The sequence below is a fragment of the Natronosalvus caseinilyticus genome, assembly GCF_017357105.1.
Lineage (GTDB): Archaea > Halobacteriota > Halobacteria > Halobacteriales > Natrialbaceae > Natronosalvus > Natronosalvus caseinilyticus.
The window spans coordinates 503,982-526,080 of the sequence record NZ_CP071596.1 but is presented as its reverse complement, the minus strand read 5'-3'; the positions used below and the strand labels follow the sequence as shown (position 1 = coordinate 526,080).

The following is a 22,099-nucleotide window of genomic DNA, read 5'->3' as shown; positions in this document are numbered from 1 at the left end:
AAAACGCGATCTCCCTGGTTCAAACTCCGCGTCTCGCACTCGTCACTCACCAGCGTTCGTCACGGGTGCGAGAGCTCGGATCCACGCCCTTCCTGTCATCTATCGATCGTATATTTATCAACGATTGTGTTCTGACAAAAAAGTTTTCATTGTCGATAATGTCTGTGGTCGTATCATGTCGAGAGAGCATGAGCGACGCGAGGCGGAGCAGCGAAGCGGGACCGACGCAGGGCTCGACCGCCGACGGTTCCTTGCGCTCACGGGAGCGACTGCAGGTGCGCTCACCGTCGGCACCCAGCCGGCCACCGCCACCACAAAGAAGGTCACCGACGTCGCCGGGTTCAGCTGTGATCACCCCCATTTCACCTGTGGCCGCGAGGTCACCGCTGCCGACGGAATGGTCTCGACGGTCGATCCGATCGCCGGTGGCGTCGCCGCTCGCGTCCTTCGGGAGGGCGGGAACGCGATAGACGCGGCGATCGCCCTCCAGTACACGCTGAACGTCACCCAGCCCCACGGGTCGGGTATCGGTGGTGGCGGCTTCATGGTCGTCTACGACGCCGAATCGGATACGGTCGAGGCCGTCAACAGCCGCGAGCGCGCTTCCCAGGGGGCGACCCCCGAGATGTTCCTCGACGACGACGGGAACGAACTCCCCTTCGGGGAGGCGATCCAGACGGGCGAAGCGATGGGCGTCCCCGGGACGTTGAAAGGCCTCGAGACGGCGCGTGAACGCTACGGGAGCTGCTCGCGTCAGCGCCTGATCGAGCCGGCGATCAAACTCGCCCGCGACGGGTTCACGGTCGACTGGTTCCTCGCCGAGCAGATCGCCGCCAACACCGAGAAGTTCAACGAGGCAGCCCTCGAGACCTTCAGCGACGAGTCCGGGGCGCTGTACACCGCGGGCGACACCATGACCAACCCCGACCTGGCCGAGACGTTCGAGCGCATCAAACGCGACGGCGCCGAGGCTTTCTACGAAGGGCCAATCGGTGAGGATCTCGCCGCCGAGATCCAGCGCCACGCTCGCGAGCCCGAGCACGCCGTCGACGAGGCTGACCTCGCCCAGTATGACGTCACCATCGATGACCCTGTCCGCGCGGAGTGGTACGACGTCGAACTGGTCGGCCAGCCGCTGCCCAGTTCCGGACCGACCATCGTCTCGATGATCCTCAAACTCCTCGAGTTCCTCGAGATCGACACCTACGAACGTCGATCGCCGGAGATGTACCATCTGCTCGCCGAGGCGATCATCGTCGCCTGGGGCGATCGAATGGAACACATGGGTGACCCCGAATTCGTCGACGTCCCCATCGATAGCCTGCTCTCGGATGCCTACCTCCAGGGGCGCGCGGACCTGATCGAACTCGGGCAGTCGGTCTTGACCGAGGGCTGTTTCGGAGGTGGAGAGCCCAACCGAATCAGTACCGACGGACAGACGACTCACTTCTCGGTCGTCGACCGATGGGGCAACGCCGTCTCTTATACCTCGACGATCGAGCAGTTCATGGGTTCGGGGAAGATGGTGCCCGGCCGCGGCTTCATGATCAACAACGAACTCACCGACTTCGATCGCACGCCGGGCGGGCCAAACGAGCCCGAGCCCTGGAAGCGCCCGATGAGCAGTATGAGCCCGATGATGGTCCTGCGCGACGGCGTTCCGGAGTTCACCGCCGGCTCACCCGGCGGGTGGCGGATCATCACCTCGACGATGCAGGCGATCCTCTTCCGGTACGTCTACGGGCTCGAGCCGCTGGCCGCGATCACGGAGCCGAGCATCTACACCCACTACTGCGGGGGGATCAGCTGGGACGCGGGCGTCCCCGAAGAGGCCCGTCAGACCACAGCCGAGTGGGGTCAGGAGTGGGACGCCACCCCCAGTAGCCTCGGCAACGTCCAGGTGATCGATATCGGGACGGACGCGTTGACCGGTGCGGCCGATCCCAATCGCGATGGCCAGGCCGTCGGCCTCGAGCGTGCTGGAGGTGGGCAGAGACGGACCTAAAGGCCACTGCGAGACGGTACCCCCATCGACTTCGACGCCGCCTTGTCACCGACACGATTTTTTAAACCTCGCCGAGTGAGGATCGGGTCGAGGGGACGGCTGGACAGCCCGCCTTGCCTACTGGACATCCCGGCTAACGCACACGTAGCTGGGGCGGCCACGACGCTTCTGGTATGGGGTCGGAAATGGGGGTAGGGGATACGATAGTCGACCCCTTCGACCAGCTTTTCCGAAACTACTACGCCGACGAAACCCAGCAATTGGTAGAACGGTATCCGGACGAGCAACGCTCGTTAAACCGATCGTCTTCGCTTGGATTCGACGGTGGCACGCCTCGAGTTGCTCGGCGCTGCTACTTCTCTACTTCAAATCCCGCGTCTCACACTCGTCACTCACCAGCGTTCGTGACGAGTGCGAGGGTTGGGATTTGAACCACGGTCGGACGTTCTCGCTCACTTCGTTCGCGAGACTGCGACCTCCCTGATTCAAACCCAATCGGTCGATCGCTGTTGCTCGCGAGTTGCTCGCACAGCGATGCGAGGGTTGGGATTTGAACCCAAGGACTCCTACGAGAGCGGGTCTTAAGCCCACCGCCGTTGGCCTGCTTGGCTACCCTCGCACAGAATGCACTCGAGGATTGCCACCGATAGGGGTTGTGCGTTTCGGTGTCGGTTTCGTCTCGTTGGTCGCTCCCCGCGAGCGACGTGAGCGAGCGGGCCGAGGAACCCTCGAAGAGGGTGACGACGGCTTTTGGTGGAGCTTTTGCCAGCGAAGCGAACGGAGTGAGCGATGCGCAGCAAAAGGTCCCGGCGTTGTAAGCCCACCGCCGTTGGCCTGCTTGGCTACCCTCGCACAGAATGCACTCGAGGATTGCCACCGATAGGGGTTGTGCGTTTCGGTGTCGGTTTCGTCTCACTGGTCGCTCTCCGCGAGCGACGCGAGCGAGCTACGCCGTCGACCGACCCGCCTACCTGCGTTCGAAGCCCTTACACCCGCGACGAGTCACTGCTCGAGTATGGAAACGGACGACGTCACGCGGGTCGAGTGGCGCGAATGGGGGACCGACGCCTTCGAAGAGGCGGCCGACCAGGACGTCCCAGTCTTGCTCTCGCTCACGGCGACCTGGTGTGACCACTGTCACGAGATGGACGCCGAGACCTACGCCGTCCCGACGCTCGCGGCCAACGTCAACGACGGGTTCGTCCCCGTCCGCGTCGACGTCGATTGCCATCCGCGGGTGCGCGACCGGTACAACATGGGCGGGTTTCCCTCGACGGTCTTTCTCGCCCCCGACGGCTCGATCCTGACGGGCGCGGGCTACCTCGGTCACGACGGCCTGCGGCAGGTACTCGACAGCGTCCGGACGACGTGGAAGACGAAGGGTGCCGAGGCGGGGTCGATCCCGCGGCCGCTGCAGGACACCGAACCGCCGGCGGGGCAGCTCACGGCGGACGTCGAGCGCCAGATGCTGGGCCAGCTCACCGACCAGTACGACGAAGTCGCCGGCGGTTGGGGCGAGGAGCCGAAGTTCCCGCTGCCGGACGCCCTCGAGTTCGCGCTCAAGCGCGACCGGGAGATGGCGTTGCGGTGCTTCGACGCCGTCTCGGCCAACCTGCTCGACGAGTACGAGGGCGGATTCTACCGCTTCGCGACGGGCAGGGACTGGTCGGGCCTCCAGCACGAGAAGCTCCTGGACTCGAACGCAGCGCTCTTGCGGGCGTTCGCCAATGCCTACCTCTACACGGGCGAGGACAGCTACCGAAAGCCGGCCGAGCGCGCGCTCGAGTACCTGACGACGACGCTGTGGGTGCCAGAAAGTGGCGAGGACGGGGACGACCAGTTCCTCGGCGGCGCCTTCGCCGGCAGCCAGGCCCCTGGCGACCCCGAATCCCACGTCCTCGAGGCGAGCGACCGCGAGGCTGCCGACCAGCCCCCCGTCGACGAAACCGTCTTCGCGGGAGCGAACGCGCTCGCGATTGACGCGCTATGCACCTACCGGGCCTACACCGACGACGAGCGCGCCGGCCGGTACGCCGAACGCGCCCTCGAGACGCTTCGAGACGGGCTGCTCGAGGACGGCGTCGTCACCCACTATCGATCGGCCGGAGCCGACGGTGGATGGAACGTCGAGAGCGAGCGCGGACTGCTCGCCGACCAGGCCCGGGTTCTACAGGCACTGACGAGGGCGCGAGCGATCCTCGGTGCCGACACCGTCGACGACGCGGTCGCCGTCGCCGACGCGACGATCGACCGGCTCCGGGTCGGCGACTCGTTCGTCGACGGCCCTCAATCCGGGGCGGGATTGCTCGAGCGCCCCCTGCGGCCGCTCGACGCGAACGTCGAATTCGCGGACGCCCTGCTCGACCTCGCGGCGATCACGGGCGAAGACCGGTACGAACGGGTGGCTCGCGAGACGCTCGAGGCGTTCGCCGGGGCGAGCGATCGCTTTTCGGTACAGGTCGCCCGCTACGCGAGCGTGGCAACGCGCGTGCTCGAGGGATCGCTCGTAATCAGGATCGGAGCGCCGGCGGGTTCGGACCTCCACCGGGCGGCCTGTCGCATCGCGGATCACGAGAAGGTCGTCGTTCCCGGCGCCGCTGACGTCTCGGACGTGCCCGAGGGTGCGGCGGTCGCCGAACGCGGGTCGCAAGCAACTGACCCCGCGACAACGCCCGAGGAGTTGAGCGATCGCGTCTCAGACCTCCTGGTGTAGGTTCTCTCCCCTTCGCGGGAACTCGACGGACGGTCAAACTATCCAAGCGTTTATGGACGTCGCCTCTCGAGGACGTAGTATGGCCACACTCAGGGACCTCGGCCTCTCGGAGTACGAAGCACGGGCGTACCGGGCCCTGCTCAACACCGGTCCCACAACGGCGAAGGAGTTGTCGCGCGCGAGCGACGTACCGATGGGGCGAATCTACGACGTCCTCAACAGCATCGAACAGTACAACCTCGTGCGAAGTCAGACGGCCAGCCGACCCAAGAAGTACGTCGCCGTCGAACCGGCGACGGCCCTCGACCGCCTGCTCGAGGACAAGAAGCGCGAACTCGAGGAGAAGGCCGACCAGTACGAGTCCATCGTCGACGACCTCGCGAACGAACTCGACGCGGCCGAACCCGTCGAGGAGCAGTTCTGGACGGCCGCCGTCGGTCCCGACGAGACGATCGACCTCCTGCTCGAGCGCCTGGCCGCGGCCGACCGAAACATCGTGATGGTCGCCGCCGACCCCTCCCCGCAGGTGGATATCCGGACGGTCGGCGACGAGGTGCTGGCTCACCTCGAGGCGGCCCTCGACCGCGGCGTCTCGGTGAACGTGCTGATGAGTCGGAGCCTGGTCAACGCCCTCTCGCCGACTGTCGGGCGCCGATACCAGGAGGCCCTGCAAGAGCGCGAGGACTTCGCGGTTCGGACGAACGAGGACGTCCGTGGGTCGTTCAACGTCATCGACGACGTCGAGGTGGTGATCCAGGTGCCGAACCCGCTCGGATCGGGCGAGGCGTTCGGCATGATCGACCTCAAGGACCCGGAGTTTGCCGCTGACGTCCACGAAAAGTTCCTCCCCCGGTGGGAGGAGGCGACGCCGCTCTCGTTCTGAGTCGGGACCCAAATCGGGTAACATCAGCAACACTTTAGGACCGAACGCGCGAACGGCGGCGTATGTCCCCCACGTCACCCGCCGACTCGTCGATCCCTCCCTCTTCCCCCGCAATCGAGGCTCGAGGCCTGACCAAGCGCTACGGCGAGGAGACCGCCGTCTCGGACCTCGACCTCGAAATCGCCCGCGGCACCGTCTACGGCTTTCTCGGGCCGAACGGAGCCGGCAAAACGACGACGATGCGGATGCTGACGACGCTCACCCGTCCCACGTCCGGGACGGCCCGCGTCGCCGGTCAGGACGTCACCGACCGGAACGCCGTCACCCCGCACATCGGCTACCTGCCCGAGGAGCCGCCGATCTACGACGAACTTAGCGGCCGCGAGCAACTCCAGTACGTCGCGGGCCTGCGGGACCTCCCGAAAGCGGAAGCGAGCGAGCGCATCGAGTCCCTCCTCGAGCGCTTCGACCTGCTCGAGGACGCCGACAAGCGCATCGACGCCTACTCGAAGGGAATGCGCCAGAAAGTCGGCGTGATCCAGGCGGTCCTCCACGAACCCGCCGTCGCCTTCCTCGACGAGCCGACCAGCGGGCTGGATCCGCGTGCGGCCCGTACGATGCGGGACACCATCGCGGACCTGGCCGACCAGGAGATGACCATCTTCCTCTCGACGCACATCCTCTCGGTGGTCGACGAACTCGCCGACACCATCGGTGTCCTCCACGAGGGAACCCTCGTCGCCGAGGGCGACCCCGAGACGCTGAAGTCCCGGGCCGAAACTGGCGAGAGCGGGAGCCTCGAGGACGCCTTCCTCGAGATCACCGACGACAGCGAGGCGGCGGTTCGGGGTGCCGAGAAACGAGCCTGAGTCTGGATCCGATCCTGGCCTGACCGCGATCAGCTGACGTACTCGTCGAACGTGCGAACGGCGTAGCCGGCCGACAGCGCCGGTCCGGCGAGCCCCGCGAAGAGCGCGAGCCAGGCGAGCGCGAGGACGGCGGCGTTCGGGACGGAGAGTTCGACGACCGGTGCCATCGCGACCAGTGCCGTCGCGACCGCCGCGACCGTGTCGGCGGCGTCGGTGTAGATGATGCCGAACGCCCCAATGGGGATTGCGAGTGCGAGCGTGTAGGCGACGAACGCGGACTTGCTCGGCATGACCGCCTCCCGGTTCGAGGAGATGGTGACGCTGCCGAATCGGGGGAACAGCGAGCCGATTCCGACCGCCAGCGCGGGCGCGGCGAGGGCGCCGACCACCGTCGCGGGAACCAGCAGGGCGACCCGCTCGAGCGACAGTGGACTCACGAGGCCGACGGCGAGGCTGACGACGACGGCGACGGGGACGGCGACGAGCGCGCTCGCGACGAGTCGACCGGCGACCACCTGTCGACCCGAGACCGTCGACGTGAGGACGGCCGGGAGCGCCGGCCCGAGGTCGCCCAGCGGGTTGAGCGAGACGAACGCGCCGGCGCCCCAGACGACGTACAGGCAGGTGAGCACGGCGATATAGGATGGAATCGTCCCCGCTCGAGCGATCTCCTGGACGAAGAATGCCGCCATGAACAGCGGGTAGGCGACGTACAGCAGGCGCACGGGCGCGCGTTTCGTCCGGCGGAGGGCCGTCACGGCGACGGTTCGAACCGGCTGGCTCAGCCCTGGCTCGAGCAGGCTCGCGAGTCGACTCTCGCCGGAGTGGTCCGCGACGACGCGTTCGTCTTCGTCCTCGCGGAACGGATCGGATCGCCAGTGGATCGCGGCCAGACGGGTGCCGACGACGATAGCGAGTGCGGCGAGCGCCCCCGAACCGACGACGCCGGCGACGGCGTGTGGCATCGAGAACGTGACGTTCGGGAGTCCCGCCAGCAGGAGGTGGCCGGGCCAGCCGAGGGGCGTCCCGTCGAGGAGGTCGAACAGGACGCCGGTGACCTGGTCGAACCAGCCGAGGGCGATCGATCCGAAGTAGGCCGCGCCGATGAGGACGAGAATTGGGGTGCGGTAGCGCGCAATCGGCTCGTAGACGGTGATGAGGTGGCGGATTCCGACGCCGAGGGCGAACCCGACTGGGAACGCGGACAGGAACAACACGGCGACGGTCGCCGGGGCGACGAGAACGGGCCAGACCGTGCCCGTTCCGTAGGCGAATGCACCCGACAGCAGCACCGAAATCGGGAGCAACCAGGTTCCGAAGGCCAGCAGTTCCGAACCGACGAGGCCGACGACGAGCGTTCGAATAGGGGTTGCCGTCAGGACGAGTGCAGGCTCGTCCAGGTCGGCCACCGTCGAGACGACGCGGATTGTCGCGAACGCGACCAGTCCGACCCACGCCGTCGCGATGCCGCCGGTGACGATGTCCGCGACAGTGAACCCCGCGATCGGTTCGATCGGTCCCGCGGCCAGTGCTTCGCCCGCGACCGGCAACAGGAGGAGGCCGACGGCCATCATTGGGCCGAGCGCGACCAGGATGATTCCGACGCTCAGGAGGAGCTTCGTTCGGTCGCCGACGACCGTTCGAACCGTTCGCCGGTACTCCGTCGTGGCGATCGTGAGGGGAACGAACCCCATCAGATCGTCACCTCGAGCGAACGGGGGCCCGCCACGTTCGGATGAGGTTCTGCTTCGAGCGGATGGAGTCCCGGCTCAAGCGATCGAGAACTCGGCTCGAGCGACCTCCGAAGTGGGCTCCGAATCAGGGGGCGGCACATAGGTCCCCGTGTGCGGGCCGCCCGCGTAAATCGTTCGGTCCGCTGTCACCTCGCTACTGGTCGTCGCCGTTCGCTTCCGCCCGCAGGGCCGCGAAGTCGACGACGCGCTCGGCGTGTGCGTTGTGCTGATGGATCGACTCGTCGTTCGACTGGGACATGCGGACGACCGCGTCGTCCGGCAGGTGGCCGAACTGCTCGAGGACGCCCTCGGCCATCGCGCGGACGCAGTCCTCGACGAACTTCGCGTCGCTGTGGGCCTCGTAGGTCATGTGGTCCTCGTCGGGGCGCTTCGCGAGATTGTAGATGTGCGCGCTCATCGAGTCCCGGGCGACGTCGATGACGTCGTTCAGGTCCACGTCCGGCGCACCCTCGGATTCGATCGTGAGCGTCGCGTGCCCGCGCTGGGAGTGACCCGGCTGGGGCACCTCGTCTAAGAACTCAGTGATCTTCGCCTCGGGGACGTCGAGGTCCTCGAGTTTCTGCTTCGCTCGCGCGACGGACATCCCCTGGGAACACGGACAGACGGTCATGCCGACGACGCGGGCGCCGACTTCCTCGCGGGTTCCCTCCTCGGTGGCCGTCGCGGAGGCGATGACGTCGACGGTGTGCTGGGTTTCGCGGTCGCTCGCCGGCGTCTGTTCGCGGCGCATGAACTCGGCCTCCATCGAGACTTCAGCCTTCGAGGTGTAGTCGTGTTTCTCGAGCAGGCGCTCGGCAGCGTCGCCGCAGACGTCCTCGACGCGGTAGGCCTCCTCGCGGGTGGCCTCCTCGAGGGTCTCGTCGATGACCTCCATGTTGCGGCTCATGTCCGCGCCCTTGCGCCAGGCGGGGAGGTCGACGAAGACCTCGAACTCCGCCGTGAACACGAGCGGGCGTTTGTCCTCGCGGGCGATCTTGACGAGTTTCTCGACGCCGGTGACGCCGACCTGGCTCAGTCCGACGGTGACGTCGGGCGCGTTTGCCTGCACGTCGGGCAACTGGTGACTCATTGGTTGCACTCGGGCCAGAACGCGATTAGGCCTTTCGGAAGGGGCTAGCCTGTCGAACTCACGGACGGGGACTCCGGTACGCTCGACCCCTCGCTTTCGGGCGAGCGAGAGCTCCGGTCGTCCCTTTAAGTACTTCTGGTCACAAGGTAGAGCTATGAAGGGCATTTTGGCGTCGTTCTCTATTGCGAGCCACTGCGCTGGGCAGCCCGTGTCCCTCGGTAGCACTCCTCTCCCCTTTAAGTGGTTCTGGTCACAAGGTAAAGCTATGAAGGGAATTTTGACGCCGTCACGTTCCTCGAGCGACGGCGTTCGTGGACTCTCGGACCGTCGATAACGGGAACAACCTCCCAAGACTCGACGACGGCCGTCGCGTCGCGGCCGTGACGACGGGATTAAGGGCGTGTGGTGACTAGGTGCAGCGAATGAGTACTCCGGCGCTCGAGGTCGTCGAGTTCCTGCTTACGGCGAGCATCTACTCGAACGACCGTTCTCTCGACGAAAACGACCTCCCGCCGGCGATCCGCCGGGTCTTCTGGACGGGCGCCGCCGGTGGGACTGACGACACCGACGACACATCCAATTCGGGCGACGCCGCGAGCGCAGGCGCGGGTTCCGGCCGCGACCGACGTCACCGTGGTGGCATCTCCCGCCCGCTGTCGGCCACCACCACGACCATCCGCGAGGCGACCGGCGTCGACCGCCCGTGGCACGCCGTTAGCGACCTCATGTTCACCGAGCGCGACGACTTTTCGGGGTCGATCTCGCTCACCGAACGCGACCTCGCCGAGCGCTGGTACCTCGAGCGAACCGACGCCGACCGCATCCAGGCGAACCCGACACTCGCGAAGCACTTCGAGGGACGCGAGGGGCTCGCCTTCGACGTGGACTACGAGGCTGCCCGCGAGCAGAACCGTCCGATCCAGGCCGACCGGGTGTGGATCGACGGCCTGCTCCAGGAGTACTTCGCCGACGAGGAAGAAGAGGAGATGCTCGACTTGGTCGAGGTGCGCGCCCCCGAGGAGGTCGATATCACCCTCGACGACCTGGTGTTGACGCCGAACCAGGAGTCCGAAATCGAGAAGATCGCCAAAGCGATCGAGCATCGCGACTACCTCGCCCAGATCGGCCTGCGCGAGATCGGCAAACTGCTGTTCGTTGGGCCGCCGGGCACCGGGAAGACGTCGACGGCCCGCGCGCTGGCTCACGACATGGACCTGCCGTTCGTCGAGGTCAAACTCTCGATGATCACCAGCCAGTACCTCGGCGAGACGGCCAAGAACGTCGACAAGACGTTCGAGGTGGCAAAGCGGCTCTCGCCGTGTATCCTGTTCATCGACGAGTTCGACTTCGTCGCGAAAACCCGACGGAGCGACGAACACGCCGCGCTCAAGCGGGCGGTCAACACCCTGCTCAAGAGCATCGACAACGTTTCGCTCATTCAGGACGACGTCCTCCTGATCGGGGCGACGAACCACCCCGACCAGCTCGACGCCGCGGCGTGGCGGCGCTTCGACGAGATCGTCAACTTCCCCAAACCTGACACCGGAATGCGTTCGGACATCCTCCGGGTCATCACCCACGCGATGGACATCGACGAGTTCGACCCCGACGCGGTCGCTGACGCGACCGAGGGGATGACCGGGAGCGACCTCCGGATGGTCATGCGGGAGGCCGTCCTCGAGGCCCTGACCGAGAACCGGACGACGCTCACCCAGGACGACCTGCTCGAGGCCGTCCAGGACTTCGAGGAGCGCGACAACCTGAAGAACATGGACATGATCGACGGCGATCACGAGGCGCTGGTCGCCGGCGGAGATCTGGGGGCGGCGAGCGACGGTGGGCACTCGCACGACCACGATCACGATCACTGATCGTAACCACTGACTGCGATTACGACCACTCACCGCGACCACTGACTGCGATCACGACCACGATCACTGGCCGCGACGTATTCCCGACTCGAGATACCGTACCTCGTATCGACGTGTGAGCGCCCGCTTCGTCGCGGCGTTCGCGGCCCCAATCGACCTGGCTCGAGAATCGTCACGAACGTTTTGACGGGATTGTCAACACACTCTTTATGGCGACTGTTGTGCTCGAGCGTATGTCACGGCAGCCAGTCGATCGGCGATCGATTTTAAAAGCGTCCGGCGCCCTGGCCGGAGCGAGCGTGCTCGGTCTGTTCGGGTCCACGCCCGTCGCGGCGACAGGCGGGATCGAAACCACCAGCGGAGAGACCGAACCCCGCTACGACCTCGATGATCCCGAATCGCACTCGATCGAAGTCGAGTTCACCTTCGAAAATCGCGACGGCGAGGAGGTGACGGAGGCACCGTCGCTGTACGGCGAGATAATCCGTCCCGTCGACGCGAGCGGCGAGCCCGTCTCCGACGTGCCGGTGATCCTCACGTACTCGCCGTACAACGACCTCTACCAGGCGCTCAACGGCGGCGAGAGCCCGGCGAAGGGCGCCATTGCCGACTTCTTCGTGCCGCGTGGCTACGCCCGCGCCCAGTTCGACCTCATCGGGACGCGCAACTCCGGGGGCTACTACGACTACGGCGGCATCCGCGAGCGCCTCAGCGGGCGGGAACTGATCGATGCGCTCGGCGAGGCGGAGTGGACCAACGGGAACATTGGGATGATCGGGGGCTCCTACGACGGGACGACCCAGCTGGCGGCCGCGATCGAGGCCCCCGAACACCTGCAGGCCATCGTCCCGCAGGTCGCCATCGACCGCTGGTACGACTACCGGTTCCACGGCGCCTGCCCATGGGACACCTACGGGACGCCGACGCTGTTCGACTTCGGCTTCGGGCTCATTCCACCGGCGGCCGTCGAGTACCCCGAAGAACTGCTCGACTCGCTCACGACCCGCGTCGAGCCCAGCAACCGGCTCGAGCACGAAATTCGGTCCTACGAGTACGATCCCAATTACGACGAGTTCTGGATCGAGCGCGATTACCGCCGACGCGCCGAGAGCGTCGAGTGCGCCGTCATGATGGAAGCCGGCTGGGAGGACCGCAACGTCAAGCGCTGGGGGACGACGCGGTTCTACGAGGCGCTCCCCGACGATCACCCGAAACGGCTCGTGGTCGGCGACTGGGGCCACGCCGCCGGACAGTACCCCGACAGCCCGGCACTGTATCACGCGTGGTTCGACCACTGGCTGGTCGACGGCGTCGAGACCGACGTGATGGACCTCCCGCCGGTCGACGTCCAGTCGGCGTCGTCGCCGCGGACGCAGTTCGACGTCTGGCCACCCGACGCCGCCGAGAAGACGGCGCTCCCGCTCGTCCGCGACGACCCCACAGCGGGCGAACTCGAGTTGCTGGGAACTGGCGTCTCGAGTTTCGAGGACGCCTCGCCGCCCGCGGACGAAGACGGAATGTTCGCCGAGCGGTCGTCCGGTCCCGATCACCTCATGTTCGAGAGCCGGCCGCTCGAGGAGTCGGTGCGAGTCGCCGGGCACGTCACCGCGGATCTGCTGGTCGCCTCGAGCGACGATACCTGGTTCACGGCCGCGGTCTACGAGCGACGACCTGACGACAGCACCCGGATCTTCGCCCGGGGCTTCTGGAACTCGCGATTCCGCGACGGGATCGACGACGAGTCCCCGACGCCAACCGACGGCGCCTACCGCGTCCCGCTCGCGTGCTGGGACATCGACTGGACGCTCGAGGCCGGGTCACGACTCGGCGTCGTCGTCGCCTCCGACAACGCCGACTGGGTCAGACACGACCCCGACAACGAGTCGACGAACCAGGTCGTCCTCTCGGAGTCGTGCCTCCGGTTCGACGCCATCGCCGAGGGCCTCGACGCGCCGACGTTTCCCACCGCGACGTTCTCGCGCGAGCAGGATTCGTCGGCCTACACCGCTGGCCAGACGGCCAGAATCGATCTCACCGTCGACTCGACGACGGAGGCGACCCTGGTTCGCGACCGCCTCCCCGACGGGTGGACAGTGGTTGGCGGCGACGACCACTCGGTCATCGAGGTCGAGGGGGCGACCTACGTCGAGTTCGACGACCCGCTCGAGGCAGGTGACTCGGTGCGCTACTACGCCGAGGTTCCCGCCGAGACGGGCGAGCACGAGTTCGGGCCGTTCGAGTACAGCGCGAACGGCGACCTCTGGGCGAGCGCGGACGGGACCGCGGCGTCGGTCACCGTGGTCGGTCTCGATACGTCCCTCTGAGCCTCTCGAGATCGCTCGAGGCTTCCGGACCGGGTGCTCGAGGCCTTCGGACTGAAATCGATCGACGAGTCCCTGAACGGAAGCGGTAACACCCTTATCCCCCACGGCCGTATTTCCCGGCGATGACGTTCCCTCGCTCGAGCGACCGGCTTCGGAGGTGCCCCTGATCGTGAAGGTCACCCTGCTCGGTACCGGCGACACCACCGGGACGCCCACCGTCGGCTGTGACTGCGAGACCTGCCGGCTGGCTCGAGAACGCGGACTCGAGCGCACCCGATTCTCGGTTCACGTGGAGAACGAGCGAACGGGCGAGTCGCTCCTGATCGACGCCAGCCCCGACTTTCGCTACCAGTTCCTCCGCGACGAGGTCTCCCTGCCCGACGCCGCGATCATCACGCACATCCACTTCGACCACCTCGACGGGCTGGGCAACGTCTTCCGGGTGATCGACGAACTGGACGTCTACGCCGCCGACGAGACCGATCCCCAGACGGGAAAGAGCGTCGCCGAAACCGTCGACGCGGACTACCACTACCTTGACGCCGTGACCGTCCACCCGCGGACGCCGTTCGAGCCCTTTTCGACCTGCGGGCTCGAGGTCACGCTGGTTCCGGTCGTCCACCCGCCGCTGGTCTGTTACGGACTGGCGATCGAGGACCCGGAGACGGGCGCGAAGCTGTCGATCACGGGCGACACCAGCTACGCGATCCCGAACGACTCGCGGGCCGTGCTCGCCGACCCCGACCTCCTGCTCGCGGAGGCCATCGTTCCGGCACACCTCGCCGAGAAACACCCCATCGGTGGCCGCCACGAGGGTCCGGACGGGGTTCCGCGGACGTTCGGTACAAAGCACATGACGCGCGAGGGGGCGCTCGCGCTGGCCGACGAACTCGCAGCCGAGCGCACGCGGCTGGTGCACCTCGCGCACTTCTACCCGGCCGAAGAGGCATTCGAGGAGCCGTTGGCGGTGGATGGTGAACGGTACTCGCTGTAGTCCTCTTTCCCCTGCTCGAGCGCCTGCGTTCGCTCGGTGATCTCCCGCCACCCGTTCAGTGATCAAGAGAACCGATCCAGTCCCGACTGTCGGCGTCGCTTTCCGGCCGGATCAGCCACCCACGGCGTCCGCTCGTCGCGCTCGGCCTCGAGGTTCACCTGAATATCGCACTCTTCGACCGGCTCGTAGCCCGGACACGCCGGCCCGCACTCCGAACTCGCGTCCACGACGCGTCCAGCCCACTGGCAGTGCGGCAGGGTCGCCCCGTCCCGCTCGAGTGGCCCGCAGGCCGCACACGCGGGAAACTCGTAGGTTCGCCACCCCTTCCCGTACGCTCGTTCGGCGAGTCGGCGCCTGGCTCGAACCTTCCGCTCCGGCGAAACCACCGCGACGTCGGTCCGTCCGGGGTGGTACTCGAGCGGTTCGATCCCGGGCTTCGCGGTCGGTAACGGCGTGGGCTCGCGTATTACTTCAATTTCTATAGTATCGTCTACAGACCCCGTATCGCCACCAGTCGGCGCTGCCGGCGCGTCGCGGTGTACTCGCCAGACGCCTACTTCCTCGGGGATTCGGTTGAGATGCGCTCGCGTCACGTAACTCTCCGTCGCCAGCACCGCCTCGTCGACCAGCGCGAGGCTCACGTCGAGGCGCAACTGGGTCTCGAGGTCGCCCGGACGTCCCAGGTCGGGCTTGTTCTCGATTCCTATCAGTTTCACGTACCAGTCGGGGTAGCGAGCCACCTGCCGGACGTACTCCCGGCCGTTTCGACGCTCGGACTCGAAAAACCCGATCTCGACGGCGCGTTCGACCGCCCGGCGGGCGCGTTCGGGGTGGCAGTCGAAGCAGTCCTTCCAGTAGCGCGCTCGGCCCGTGCCCACGTCGGCCTCGAGCGCCGCGTCGGGGATCGAATCGGCGGTGATCGCCGTGCGCCGGTCGAACTCGGGGCCCGGCTCGACGCAGACGACGTCGAGGATGCGGGCGCCGGGGCTGGCGACGCTCCCGCCGAGTTGGCGGGCGAGAATTCCCGCTCGACGCGCCTCCAGGGCCGCACACAGCTCGAGTTCGAACGCAAACTCGCTCACTGTCTGGGCTGGGGGCGGGACGGGCTTAAGCCTGTGGCGGTTCGGTCTCGGGAGCCGTACTCGAGTCGAGTTCGACGTTCGGGTCAGCGGAGGCGGTGCGAGCGCCGTACTCCGCGAGCGCGACGAACGCGACGGCCCAGGCGATCACGGCGAGTGACCCTGCGGTCCCGAGACTCGAGCCCTGCTCGGCGCCCGGGAACGCGAGCGAACCGACGGCGAAGAGCGCTGCGAGCGCGGCGCTCCCGTAGACGAGCGCGCGCCAGCCGGCGGGCCGAAGGGCTCCCAGCAGCGCGAACAGTCCGATCGACGCCGCCGCGAACGAGAGGAACTCGTAGTGGCCGAAGACGACGTGTTCGTTGGTCAACGTCGTGTGGTTCGTGAACTCGCCAGCGGCGACGACGGCGAAGCCGAGGGCGCCGACGGCTGCGAGAGCGAACAGCCGCGCGTCGAATCCTCGCCGCTCGAGGGACGGAATCAGGTCGCGACGGGCCGGGTGCAACAGGGCGATGGCGAACACCGGGACGACGAAGGCCACGATCTCGCCGGCGGCCGCTAGCCCGGACACAGCGACGGTGATGAGAAACGCCGCGATCACGAACGCGAGCGCCGCCTGCAGCGCTCCGACGCGCCTCGTCGGCCGGTACAGTTGAACGGCGATGGTCGCGGCGAACACCGTCAAGGTGGCGCCGATCATCACGTGGTGGACGCGGTGACCCGGAAACGCGTACCCCGCGGTCCACGCCCGGCCGACCATGAGCATGGAGTCCCGGAGCGCGAACAGGAGAAACGCGAGAAAGGCCGCCGTGATGAAGTAGAACGCGGGCGTGCGTAGCCGTCCCGTGCCGTGGCCGACCGATCCCATCAATCGGTTGCCGGCGGCCCTCGTGGACGAAGCGAAACTCATCGCCCCACCTTCCGGGCGATGGAAACTGTCTGTACTGTCTGCTCACACGTTGGTATCGACGTCATGATCCTCGAGGAACGATACGCTCCCTCGGCCAATAAACATATTTAATAATCATTAATAATATCTGGCTACGGGAACGATGCTATCGGTACCTCTATCGAACGTCGAAGGCCCACGTGTCCGCGTACGGACGCCCTCGCCTCAGACCGCGAACTCGGCTCGAGCCGTGCAGTCGTAGTTGTTCGCGTTCAACTCGCCGACGGCCACGTACTGCCCGGGCTCGAGCTGGTCGCCCGTCGCCTCGAACGTGGTGGTCTCGCCGGCGTCGAGGTCGGCCTGGGAGAGCACCTGCGTGAACATGCGGGTGTTCGTGAGTCGCCAGCGCTCGGCGCCGCCGTCTTCGACCGCGAAGTCGGCCTTGCAGCCGTTTCGAAACTGGAGCGTGACGTCGTCCGGACCGGTGTTTGCGACCGTCAGTTCGAACGTCGGAACGCCGTCCGTCACGGTCACGTCGAGCGTGCCCTCGAGTGTCATGACCGGTGGTTCCGTCCCTGGGTCTATATTCCTTGTGATATCGACGAAATATAGTCTCCGTTCCGGCCTGGCTGTTGCGACACAGCTGTCGACGCTCCCGACGAGCGCCGCGGGGTAACACCTTCCTCCTCGCCAGTCGATAGAAGGGTATGGCCACCGACTGCACCTACTGCGGCAGCGACGTGGAGCGTCACGACCCCGTCTTCGTGGACGAGGCGACGGACGACGGCCGCGAACGGGCGGGCCAGTTCTGCAATTACGCGTGTCTCGCGGCGTACATCGACGAGCAGGCGTTGACCGTCGGCGCCGCCTGCGAGTGGCCCTGACGGGGCGAGCGTCACGGCTTTCTATCGCGGGTTCGAAAGACGACCGTGCAAGTCGTCGGGTACAGACCGCGCCGGCCGGTGTCGGCGGCGGTCGATGCGGAGTCGTCGGGCAGAGCCTCGAGTGCAGCCGACGAACCGACCGAACCGACGCCCCTGAACGACGCCGTCTTGCTGCTCAGCGACCCCGAATCGACCGTGGGGGACGACCGAACCGTCACCCCGCTCGCCCTCGAGCCAGGCACCGTCCTCGAGTACGCCCTCAGAACCCGCCACTGCGCCGGCTCGATCGAGGGCGATGTCCACCACCCCTGTGACCGCCCAGCGGCACCCTACTGCGAGTACCACACGAGCACCTGGATCTGTGCCCGATGTACCGGCACCTGCCTGAAAGACGAGATGGACTGCTACGAGGAGCACGCGGTCTACCTCGCGGCGTTCGCCCCGGCGACGTTCAAGGTCGGCGTCACCCGCTCGTGGCGCCTCGAGACTCGGCTTCGCGAGCAGGGGGCCGACCGCGCCGCCCACGTCCACACCGTCTCGAACGGCCGCATCGCCCGCGAACTCGAGGCCGAAATCGCCCGCGAGCAGGGGTTAGTCGACCGCGTGCGAACCGACGCGAAGATCGAGACGCTGGCCAGCACGGTCGACGGCGACGCCTGGGACGCGTTACTCGCCCGCGACGCGTTCGACGTCATCGATCGATTCGACTTCGCATATGGTATGGGTCTCGATCATCGCCCCGTCCGGGAGACCATCGCCGCGGGGACCGTCGTCGGCACGAAGGGACGACTGCTCGTCCTGGAGCGCGGCGGAACGACCTACGTAGTCGACATGCGAGACCTGGTGGGGTACGAGCTCGAGGCCGCCGATACCGGGGGCCGACGGCTCCAGTCGTCGCTCGGGTCGTTCGCTACCCGGCGGTGAGTGCATCAGTCGAGGCCGTGCTCGACCGGGGTTCCGGTGCCCAAACTCCCGAGATAACAATCCTTTTCCGCCGTGCTCGAGAATGACGGGTATGGCAGACGATCACGATAACGACGCCGGCGCGGGGGAGGAGACCGACGTCGACGTCGACGTCGATAACAGCGGAGACGACGACAGCGACGGCGAGGAAAAATCCTTCCGCGAGCGCGTCGAAGAGATCCGCGAAAAACGCGAGGCGGAAGCCGAGGAGGGCGAGGGGCCGCCGGAGAGTCCGTTCGGCGGTGGCGGTGGCGGCGGACCCGGCGGCATGGGCGGCAACCCGCTCGCCCAGATGATGGGCGGCATGATGGGCGGCGGACCCGGCGGGCCGGGCGCAGGCGGTCCCGGTGGTCGCGGCGGCGACGAGGTCGGTAACGAGGAACTCGTCCGCGAGGTTCGACAGGTCCGCGACGAACTGCGCGACCAGACCCGCGCGCTCAACCGTATCGCCGACGCGCTCGAGGACGACTGAGCGTCGATTTCGGCAGTTCTTTTCTCATTTCCGACTCGAGAGCGACAGCCTCGACGGTGGCGTCAGCGTCGGCGTCGGCGTCGCCGAGTTGGTAGCTCGGGCTCCCGATTTGCTGGATCTGCTCCCCTGAACCCGCTTCTCTGAAGTCCTTCAGCGACTCCGATTCCACAACCCGCGACGCTCGAGGCCGTCGTAGACCGACCAGCGACCCACGAGGTGCGTCGAGAGCTCGACGGCGAGCCAAGCGAGGCCGATGCCCGCGACCACGTCGATGGCCCAGTGGATGCCCAGGTACATCGTCGAGAGGGAGACGCTGACGGCCAGCCAGGCGGCGAGCCAGAACCAGCCGCGGTAGACCTTGCGAGTCCGGTAGGCCAGCAGGGCGACCGTCGTCGACAGCGAGGCGTGGAGCGACGGGAAGACGTTGGTGTTGCGGTTGACCTGGCGGGTGAGGTGCTGGTACTGCGGGTACGTGTCGTACAGCAGCGCCTGGATGAGTTCGGGCATCATGTTTCGGGGACCGAAGGCGATGACGAACACGTAGCAGACGAGGCCGAGGGTGTAGTTGAGGGTGTAAGCTGCGAGCAGTTCCCGGAGGGGGCGCGTGTTCGGGAGCAGGAAGTAGGCGATTACCGGAAACACGAGGACGAAGACGTAGCCGTAGATGTAAATGAACGAGAAGTACCCCGTCAGTTCGGGAGTCGCCTGGGCCTGCAGCCAGAGGATGAAGTCACCCTCGATGTCGTAGATCATGCCGGTGAGTTCCCAGCCGATGATCCAGGACACCTCGGGGGCGAGGTCCCTGGCGACGCTATTGAACAGCAAGACTGACACGAGGACGAGCACGATCGGGAGGATCGCCGCAACCCGTCGGCGCCAGTCTCTGGCGGTTTCGACCAGTCGCTGCCGACCCGCGAACGCCGCCGTCGAGACGACGATCATGGCGGCGACGACGACGACCACCTGTGTGAGCGTCTGGAGGAACATTACTGTCTCACCACCAGGGCGTCGCCGTCGTAGTGGTACCCCGCGTCCTCGAACGCCGCTCGAGCGGCGTCGACGTCGAGTTCACCGTCGAAGCCGTGGAAGGGGACGACGGGGTCTTCGTTTTCGTCACCGAACGCCAGCGACGCCGGCGTCCACGCGGGGGACAGCGGCGTCGCGATCGGGTCGGCGTGGCCGTGGAACACCGTCTCGGCGAGCCACGCCTCGTCGATCACGCCGGCGACCGCCCGACGGAAGTACGGGTCGCCGAACGGCGCGCGTCGGACGTTGAACCCGAGGTGGTAGAACGCCGCCGTCTCCGACTCGACCCGTTCGACGTCTCCCGTTCCCTCGAGGTCGTCCAGGACGTACGTCTCGAGCGGCGAGATGGTGACGTCGGAGTCGCCGCCCCGGATCAGCGAGATGGCGGATGTGCTCCGCGGGTCGACCTGGACTCGGAACGAGTCGGCGGTCGGCGCCGGCAGCTCCACGTCCTCCCGGGTCGTGAAGTGGTCGGCGTAGCGCTCGAGGGTGAGGTGCTGGCGGTCCTCGTGGTCGGCGTACTGGTAGGGGCCGCTGCCGACCGGCGGGAAGTTGTTCGCGACGAGCGCCTCGGTCGTTCCCTGCGCGAGGCGAACGCCGGGGACGGTCGGCGGGTCGGCTCGCGATTCCCAGACGTGTCGCGGCAGGATGGGTGCCACGAGTGCCCGCTCGGCGATGGCCTCGGTGCCGTCGACGACGAACTCGAGCGTTCGTTCGTCGAGCACGTCGACCGACTGGACGGCCGAGGTTCGGCCCCGGTACCGCGGGGCGGGGGCTGGAACGTCGCTCGATCCCATCGAGGTGTCCGCGAGGAACTCGTAGGTGAATTCGACGTCGTCCGCCGTCAGCGACTCGCCGTCGTGAAAGGCGTGCTCGCGGAGGGTGAGCTCGAGGGTGCCGTTGTTGTTGTCGTCGCCGTCTCCGTTCTCGTCGTCATTACCGCTACCGTCACCGTCGCCACCACCCTCACCACCGTCCCAGGTCCAGTCCTCGGCGAGCCACGCCACGACCTCGTCACCGCCCGGTGGCTCGACGGCGAGCGGATCGTACACGAGGTCGACGACGGGATCCGGCCCCCGGTAGGCCGCCGAGAGCGGATTGACGTTCTGTGAGGGCGAGGCGTCCATGATCGTGCCGCGTAACTGTCCGCCCTCCTCGACCGGGTCGAGGTCGAGGTAGCCCAGCCGGCTCGGGAGTTCGTCGGCGCGCCAGCCGTCGAATCGACTGGTTCGGACCAGTCGAACCTCGTCGGGTCGGCAGATGGGGACGAACGGCTGTTCGCGGGCGACCAGCGTCGCCAGTTGCTCGACTACCTCGCGTCGGTCCGCGCCCGCGACCCGCCGCTGGCGCTCGAGCAGGTCGTCGATCGCCATGTTCGTGACGCCGAACGGGTTCTGCCAGCCCGACTCCTCGGCGTACCGGGAGTAGAGCGCTTCGTACAGGAAATCGGGGTCCGCACCGCCAGGGTGGCGGTCCACCACCAGGTCGAAATCGTGGTTGACCAGGACCTGTCGGCGGAGTTCCTGGGGCGACCGGAGTTCGACGTGGACGTCGATGCCGACGGCCTCGAGGTTTGCGGCGATATCCCGGCTGAGCTGAATCGACTGTCGATCGCCGTCGGCCGGCTGGGTCGTAATCGTTACCGAGAGCGGCTCGAGTCGGTCCCGGTTGACCGCGCTCCGAAGCTCGCGGACGCAGCCGCTCAGCGACAGCGAACAACCGGCGGCGGTCGCAACGAGCAGGGATCGTCGGTCCATCGCGGTCGCGTCTCCGCCGTCGGCGGTCGCTGTCCCTCTGGGAGTCACGGTCTGTTCTCACGGGTAGTTACCGGGAGCCGTATAACAGTATTGCGGCATCGACACGCGGATGCGGTCGCCGCCTTTCCGGCTCGACCCCTGTCGTCGCCTTTCCGCCGCGACCAAAGTCACGGCTGATACCGTACTCGAGGCCGCCGGATTCCGGTACCTAGTTACCCGTGACGGGCAAACGAAGCGATCATGAGCGTCGCCGCCGAGCGAATCGACCGTCTCCACGCTCTCGCTCGAGCGGCCGCTGCCGACGGCGACGACGAGCGGGCGAGCGCCTACGTCAGGCTCGCTCGCCGAATCGCCGAACGAAATCGGCTCGAACTCCCACGACAGTTCAAGCGCTTCACCTGCGACGCCTGCGACGCCTACCTCCGTCCGGGGAAGAACGCCCGGGTTCGCCTGCGCGACGGCCACGTCGTCGTCACCTGCGACTGCGGGAATCAGGCGCGCTATCCGTACGAGTGAGGCCGTTCGGGCGTTTCTCGGAGTTTTTCGAATC

Annotated in this window: 18 protein-coding genes and 1 tRNA gene; 11 read left to right on the top strand and 8 right to left on the bottom strand. The window is 66.8% G+C overall.

From position 1 onward, the window contains the following. The first annotated feature begins 175 nt into the window (after positions 1 to 175). Positions 176 to 2,005, top strand: coding sequence for a gamma-glutamyltransferase (ggt, locus tag J1N60_RS02575; protein WP_312910457.1), 1,830 nt, complete (start codon positions 176 to 178; stop codon positions 2,003 to 2,005). 535 nt (positions 2,006 to 2,540) lie between these two features. Here ggt and J1N60_RS02570 read toward each other — a convergent pair. Continuing rightward, positions 2,541 to 2,624: transfer RNA gene (locus J1N60_RS02570), tRNA-Leu, on the bottom strand. Positions 2,625 to 3,020: 396 nt separating this feature from the next. On the opposite strand from J1N60_RS02570, the gene J1N60_RS02565 reads away from it, so the two are divergent. The 3 genes from J1N60_RS02565 (at position 3,021) to J1N60_RS02555 (ending at position 6,470) form a co-directional block, all read left to right on the top strand. Next, positions 3,021 to 4,718: a DUF255 domain-containing protein gene (locus tag J1N60_RS02565; protein ID WP_312910456.1), complete on the top strand. Its 1,698-nt coding sequence runs from the start codon at positions 3,021 to 3,023 to the stop codon at positions 4,716 to 4,718. Positions 4,719 to 4,797: 79 nt separating this feature from the next. Further along, positions 4,798 to 5,601 carry a TrmB family transcriptional regulator gene (locus tag J1N60_RS02560; protein WP_312910455.1) on the top strand — a complete coding sequence of 268 codons (804 nt, stop codon included), beginning with the start codon at positions 4,798 to 4,800 and terminating at the stop codon, positions 5,599 to 5,601. A 62-nt stretch (positions 5,602 to 5,663) separates the two neighbouring features. Further along, positions 5,664 to 6,470, top strand: coding sequence for an ABC transporter ATP-binding protein (locus J1N60_RS02555; protein WP_312910453.1), 807 nt, complete (start codon positions 5,664 to 5,666; stop codon positions 6,468 to 6,470). Positions 6,471 to 6,499: 29 nt separating this feature from the next. Here J1N60_RS02555 and J1N60_RS02550 read toward each other — a convergent pair whose 3' ends face one another. Further along, the gene (locus tag J1N60_RS02550; protein ID WP_312910451.1) at positions 6,500 to 8,164 is read right to left on the bottom strand and encodes a hypothetical protein; all 1,665 of its coding nucleotides are present in this window, start codon (positions 8,162 to 8,164) and stop codon (positions 6,500 to 6,502) included. Positions 8,165 to 8,357: 193 nt separating this feature from the next. Continuing rightward, the gene (mptA, locus tag J1N60_RS02545; protein ID WP_312910449.1) at positions 8,358 to 9,293 is read right to left on the bottom strand and encodes a GTP cyclohydrolase MptA; all 936 of its coding nucleotides are present in this window, start codon (positions 9,291 to 9,293) and stop codon (positions 8,358 to 8,360) included. Positions 9,294 to 9,715: 422 nt separating this feature from the next. On the opposite strand from mptA, the gene J1N60_RS02540 reads away from it, so the two are divergent. From J1N60_RS02540 to J1N60_RS02530, 3 genes are all read left to right on the top strand, one after another. Continuing rightward, positions 9,716 to 11,164, top strand: coding sequence for an ATP-binding protein (locus J1N60_RS02540; protein ID WP_425499316.1), 1,449 nt, complete (start codon positions 9,716 to 9,718; stop codon positions 11,162 to 11,164). A gap of 233 nt (positions 11,165 to 11,397) precedes the next feature. Continuing rightward, on the top strand, positions 11,398 to 13,488 hold the full coding sequence (locus J1N60_RS02535; protein ID WP_312910442.1) for a CocE/NonD family hydrolase: 2,091 nt from the start codon (positions 11,398 to 11,400) through the stop codon (positions 13,486 to 13,488). 169 nt (positions 13,489 to 13,657) lie between these two features. Continuing rightward, the gene (locus J1N60_RS02530; protein WP_312910441.1) at positions 13,658 to 14,482 is read left to right on the top strand and encodes an MBL fold metallo-hydrolase; all 825 of its coding nucleotides are present in this window, start codon (positions 13,658 to 13,660) and stop codon (positions 14,480 to 14,482) included. Positions 14,483 to 14,544: 62 nt separating this feature from the next. Here J1N60_RS02530 and J1N60_RS02525 read toward each other — a convergent pair whose 3' ends face one another. The 3 genes from J1N60_RS02525 to J1N60_RS02515 form a co-directional block, all read right to left on the bottom strand. Further along, the gene (locus J1N60_RS02525) at positions 14,545 to 15,564 is read right to left on the bottom strand and encodes a DUF5787 family protein (RefSeq protein ID WP_312910435.1); all 1,020 of its coding nucleotides are present in this window, start codon (positions 15,562 to 15,564) and stop codon (positions 14,545 to 14,547) included. A 25-nt stretch (positions 15,565 to 15,589) separates the two neighbouring features. Beyond that, positions 15,590 to 16,468: a hypothetical protein gene (locus tag J1N60_RS02520; RefSeq protein WP_312910433.1), complete on the bottom strand. Its 879-nt coding sequence runs from the start codon at positions 16,466 to 16,468 to the stop codon at positions 15,590 to 15,592. A gap of 204 nt (positions 16,469 to 16,672) precedes the next feature. Next, complete coding sequence (locus tag J1N60_RS02515; protein ID WP_312910427.1) at positions 16,673 to 17,005, bottom strand: BsuPI-related putative proteinase inhibitor; 333 nt, start codon at positions 17,003 to 17,005, stop codon at positions 16,673 to 16,675. A gap of 149 nt (positions 17,006 to 17,154) precedes the next feature. On the opposite strand from J1N60_RS02515, the gene J1N60_RS02510 reads away from it, so the two are divergent. The 3 genes from J1N60_RS02510 to J1N60_RS02500 all read left to right on the top strand — a co-directional run bounded on the left by J1N60_RS02510 (position 17,155) and on the right by J1N60_RS02500 (position 18,766). Beyond that, positions 17,155 to 17,331, top strand: a complete 177-nt coding sequence (locus J1N60_RS02510) for a hypothetical protein (RefSeq protein WP_312910425.1) — start codon at positions 17,155 to 17,157, stop codon at positions 17,329 to 17,331. Positions 17,332 to 17,376: 45 nt separating this feature from the next. Further along, positions 17,377 to 18,255, top strand: a complete 879-nt coding sequence (locus J1N60_RS02505; protein WP_425499315.1) for a DUF2797 domain-containing protein — start codon at positions 17,377 to 17,379, stop codon at positions 18,253 to 18,255. Positions 18,256 to 18,346: 91 nt separating this feature from the next. Further along, positions 18,347 to 18,766: a hypothetical protein gene (locus tag J1N60_RS02500; RefSeq protein WP_312910423.1), complete on the top strand. Its 420-nt coding sequence runs from the start codon at positions 18,347 to 18,349 to the stop codon at positions 18,764 to 18,766. Positions 18,767 to 18,916: 150 nt separating this feature from the next. On the opposite strand, the gene J1N60_RS02495 is transcribed toward J1N60_RS02500, so the two are convergent. Together J1N60_RS02495 and J1N60_RS02490 are read right to left on the bottom strand one after the other, a co-directional pair. Further along, positions 18,917 to 19,753, bottom strand: coding sequence for a phosphatase PAP2 family protein (locus J1N60_RS02495; protein ID WP_312910422.1), 837 nt, complete (start codon positions 19,751 to 19,753; stop codon positions 18,917 to 18,919). After that, the gene (locus J1N60_RS02490) at positions 19,753 to 21,549 is read right to left on the bottom strand and encodes an ABC transporter substrate-binding protein (protein ID WP_312910421.1); all 1,797 of its coding nucleotides are present in this window, start codon (positions 21,547 to 21,549) and stop codon (positions 19,753 to 19,755) included. The genes J1N60_RS02495 and J1N60_RS02490 overlap by 1 nt, the downstream gene beginning before the upstream one ends. A 240-nt stretch (positions 21,550 to 21,789) precedes the next feature. Between J1N60_RS02490 and J1N60_RS02485 the strand changes: the two genes are divergently transcribed. Then, complete coding sequence (locus tag J1N60_RS02485; RefSeq protein ID WP_312910419.1) at positions 21,790 to 22,065, top strand: ribonuclease P protein component 4; 276 nt, start codon at positions 21,790 to 21,792, stop codon at positions 22,063 to 22,065. The last annotated feature ends 34 nt before the right edge of the window (positions 22,066 to 22,099 follow it).

Coding starts and splice junctions, on each gene's coding strand:
- J1N60_RS02490 (WP_312910421.1), bottom strand. CDS start 21,549: ATGGACCGACGATCCCTGCTCGTTGCGACCGCCGCCGGTTGTTCGCTG.
- J1N60_RS02550 (WP_312910451.1), bottom strand. CDS start 8,164: ATGGGGTTCGTTCCCCTCACGATCGCCACGACGGAGTACCGGCGAACG.
- J1N60_RS02520 (WP_312910433.1), bottom strand. CDS start 16,468: ATGAGTTTCGCTTCGTCCACGAGGGCCGCCGGCAACCGATTGATGGGA.
- J1N60_RS02495 (WP_312910422.1), bottom strand. CDS start 19,753: ATGTTCCTCCAGACGCTCACACAGGTGGTCGTCGTCGTCGCCGCCATG.
- J1N60_RS02510 (WP_312910425.1), top strand. CDS start 17,155: ATGGCCACCGACTGCACCTACTGCGGCAGCGACGTGGAGCGTCACGAC.
- J1N60_RS02485 (WP_312910419.1), top strand. CDS start 21,790: ATGAGCGTCGCCGCCGAGCGAATCGACCGTCTCCACGCTCTCGCTCGA.
- J1N60_RS02555 (WP_312910453.1), top strand. CDS start 5,664: ATGTCCCCCACGTCACCCGCCGACTCGTCGATCCCTCCCTCTTCCCCC.
- J1N60_RS02540 (WP_425499316.1), top strand. CDS start 9,716: ATGAGTACTCCGGCGCTCGAGGTCGTCGAGTTCCTGCTTACGGCGAGC.
- J1N60_RS02515 (WP_312910427.1), bottom strand. CDS start 17,005: ATGACACTCGAGGGCACGCTCGACGTGACCGTGACGGACGGCGTTCCG.
- ggt (WP_312910457.1), top strand. CDS start 176: ATGTCGAGAGAGCATGAGCGACGCGAGGCGGAGCAGCGAAGCGGGACC.
- J1N60_RS02560 (WP_312910455.1), top strand. CDS start 4,798: ATGGCCACACTCAGGGACCTCGGCCTCTCGGAGTACGAAGCACGGGCG.
- J1N60_RS02565 (WP_312910456.1), top strand. CDS start 3,021: ATGGAAACGGACGACGTCACGCGGGTCGAGTGGCGCGAATGGGGGACC.
- J1N60_RS02500 (WP_312910423.1), top strand. CDS start 18,347: ATGGCAGACGATCACGATAACGACGCCGGCGCGGGGGAGGAGACCGAC.
- mptA (WP_312910449.1), bottom strand. CDS start 9,293: ATGAGTCACCAGTTGCCCGACGTGCAGGCAAACGCGCCCGACGTCACC.
- J1N60_RS02535 (WP_312910442.1), top strand. CDS start 11,398: ATGTCACGGCAGCCAGTCGATCGGCGATCGATTTTAAAAGCGTCCGGC.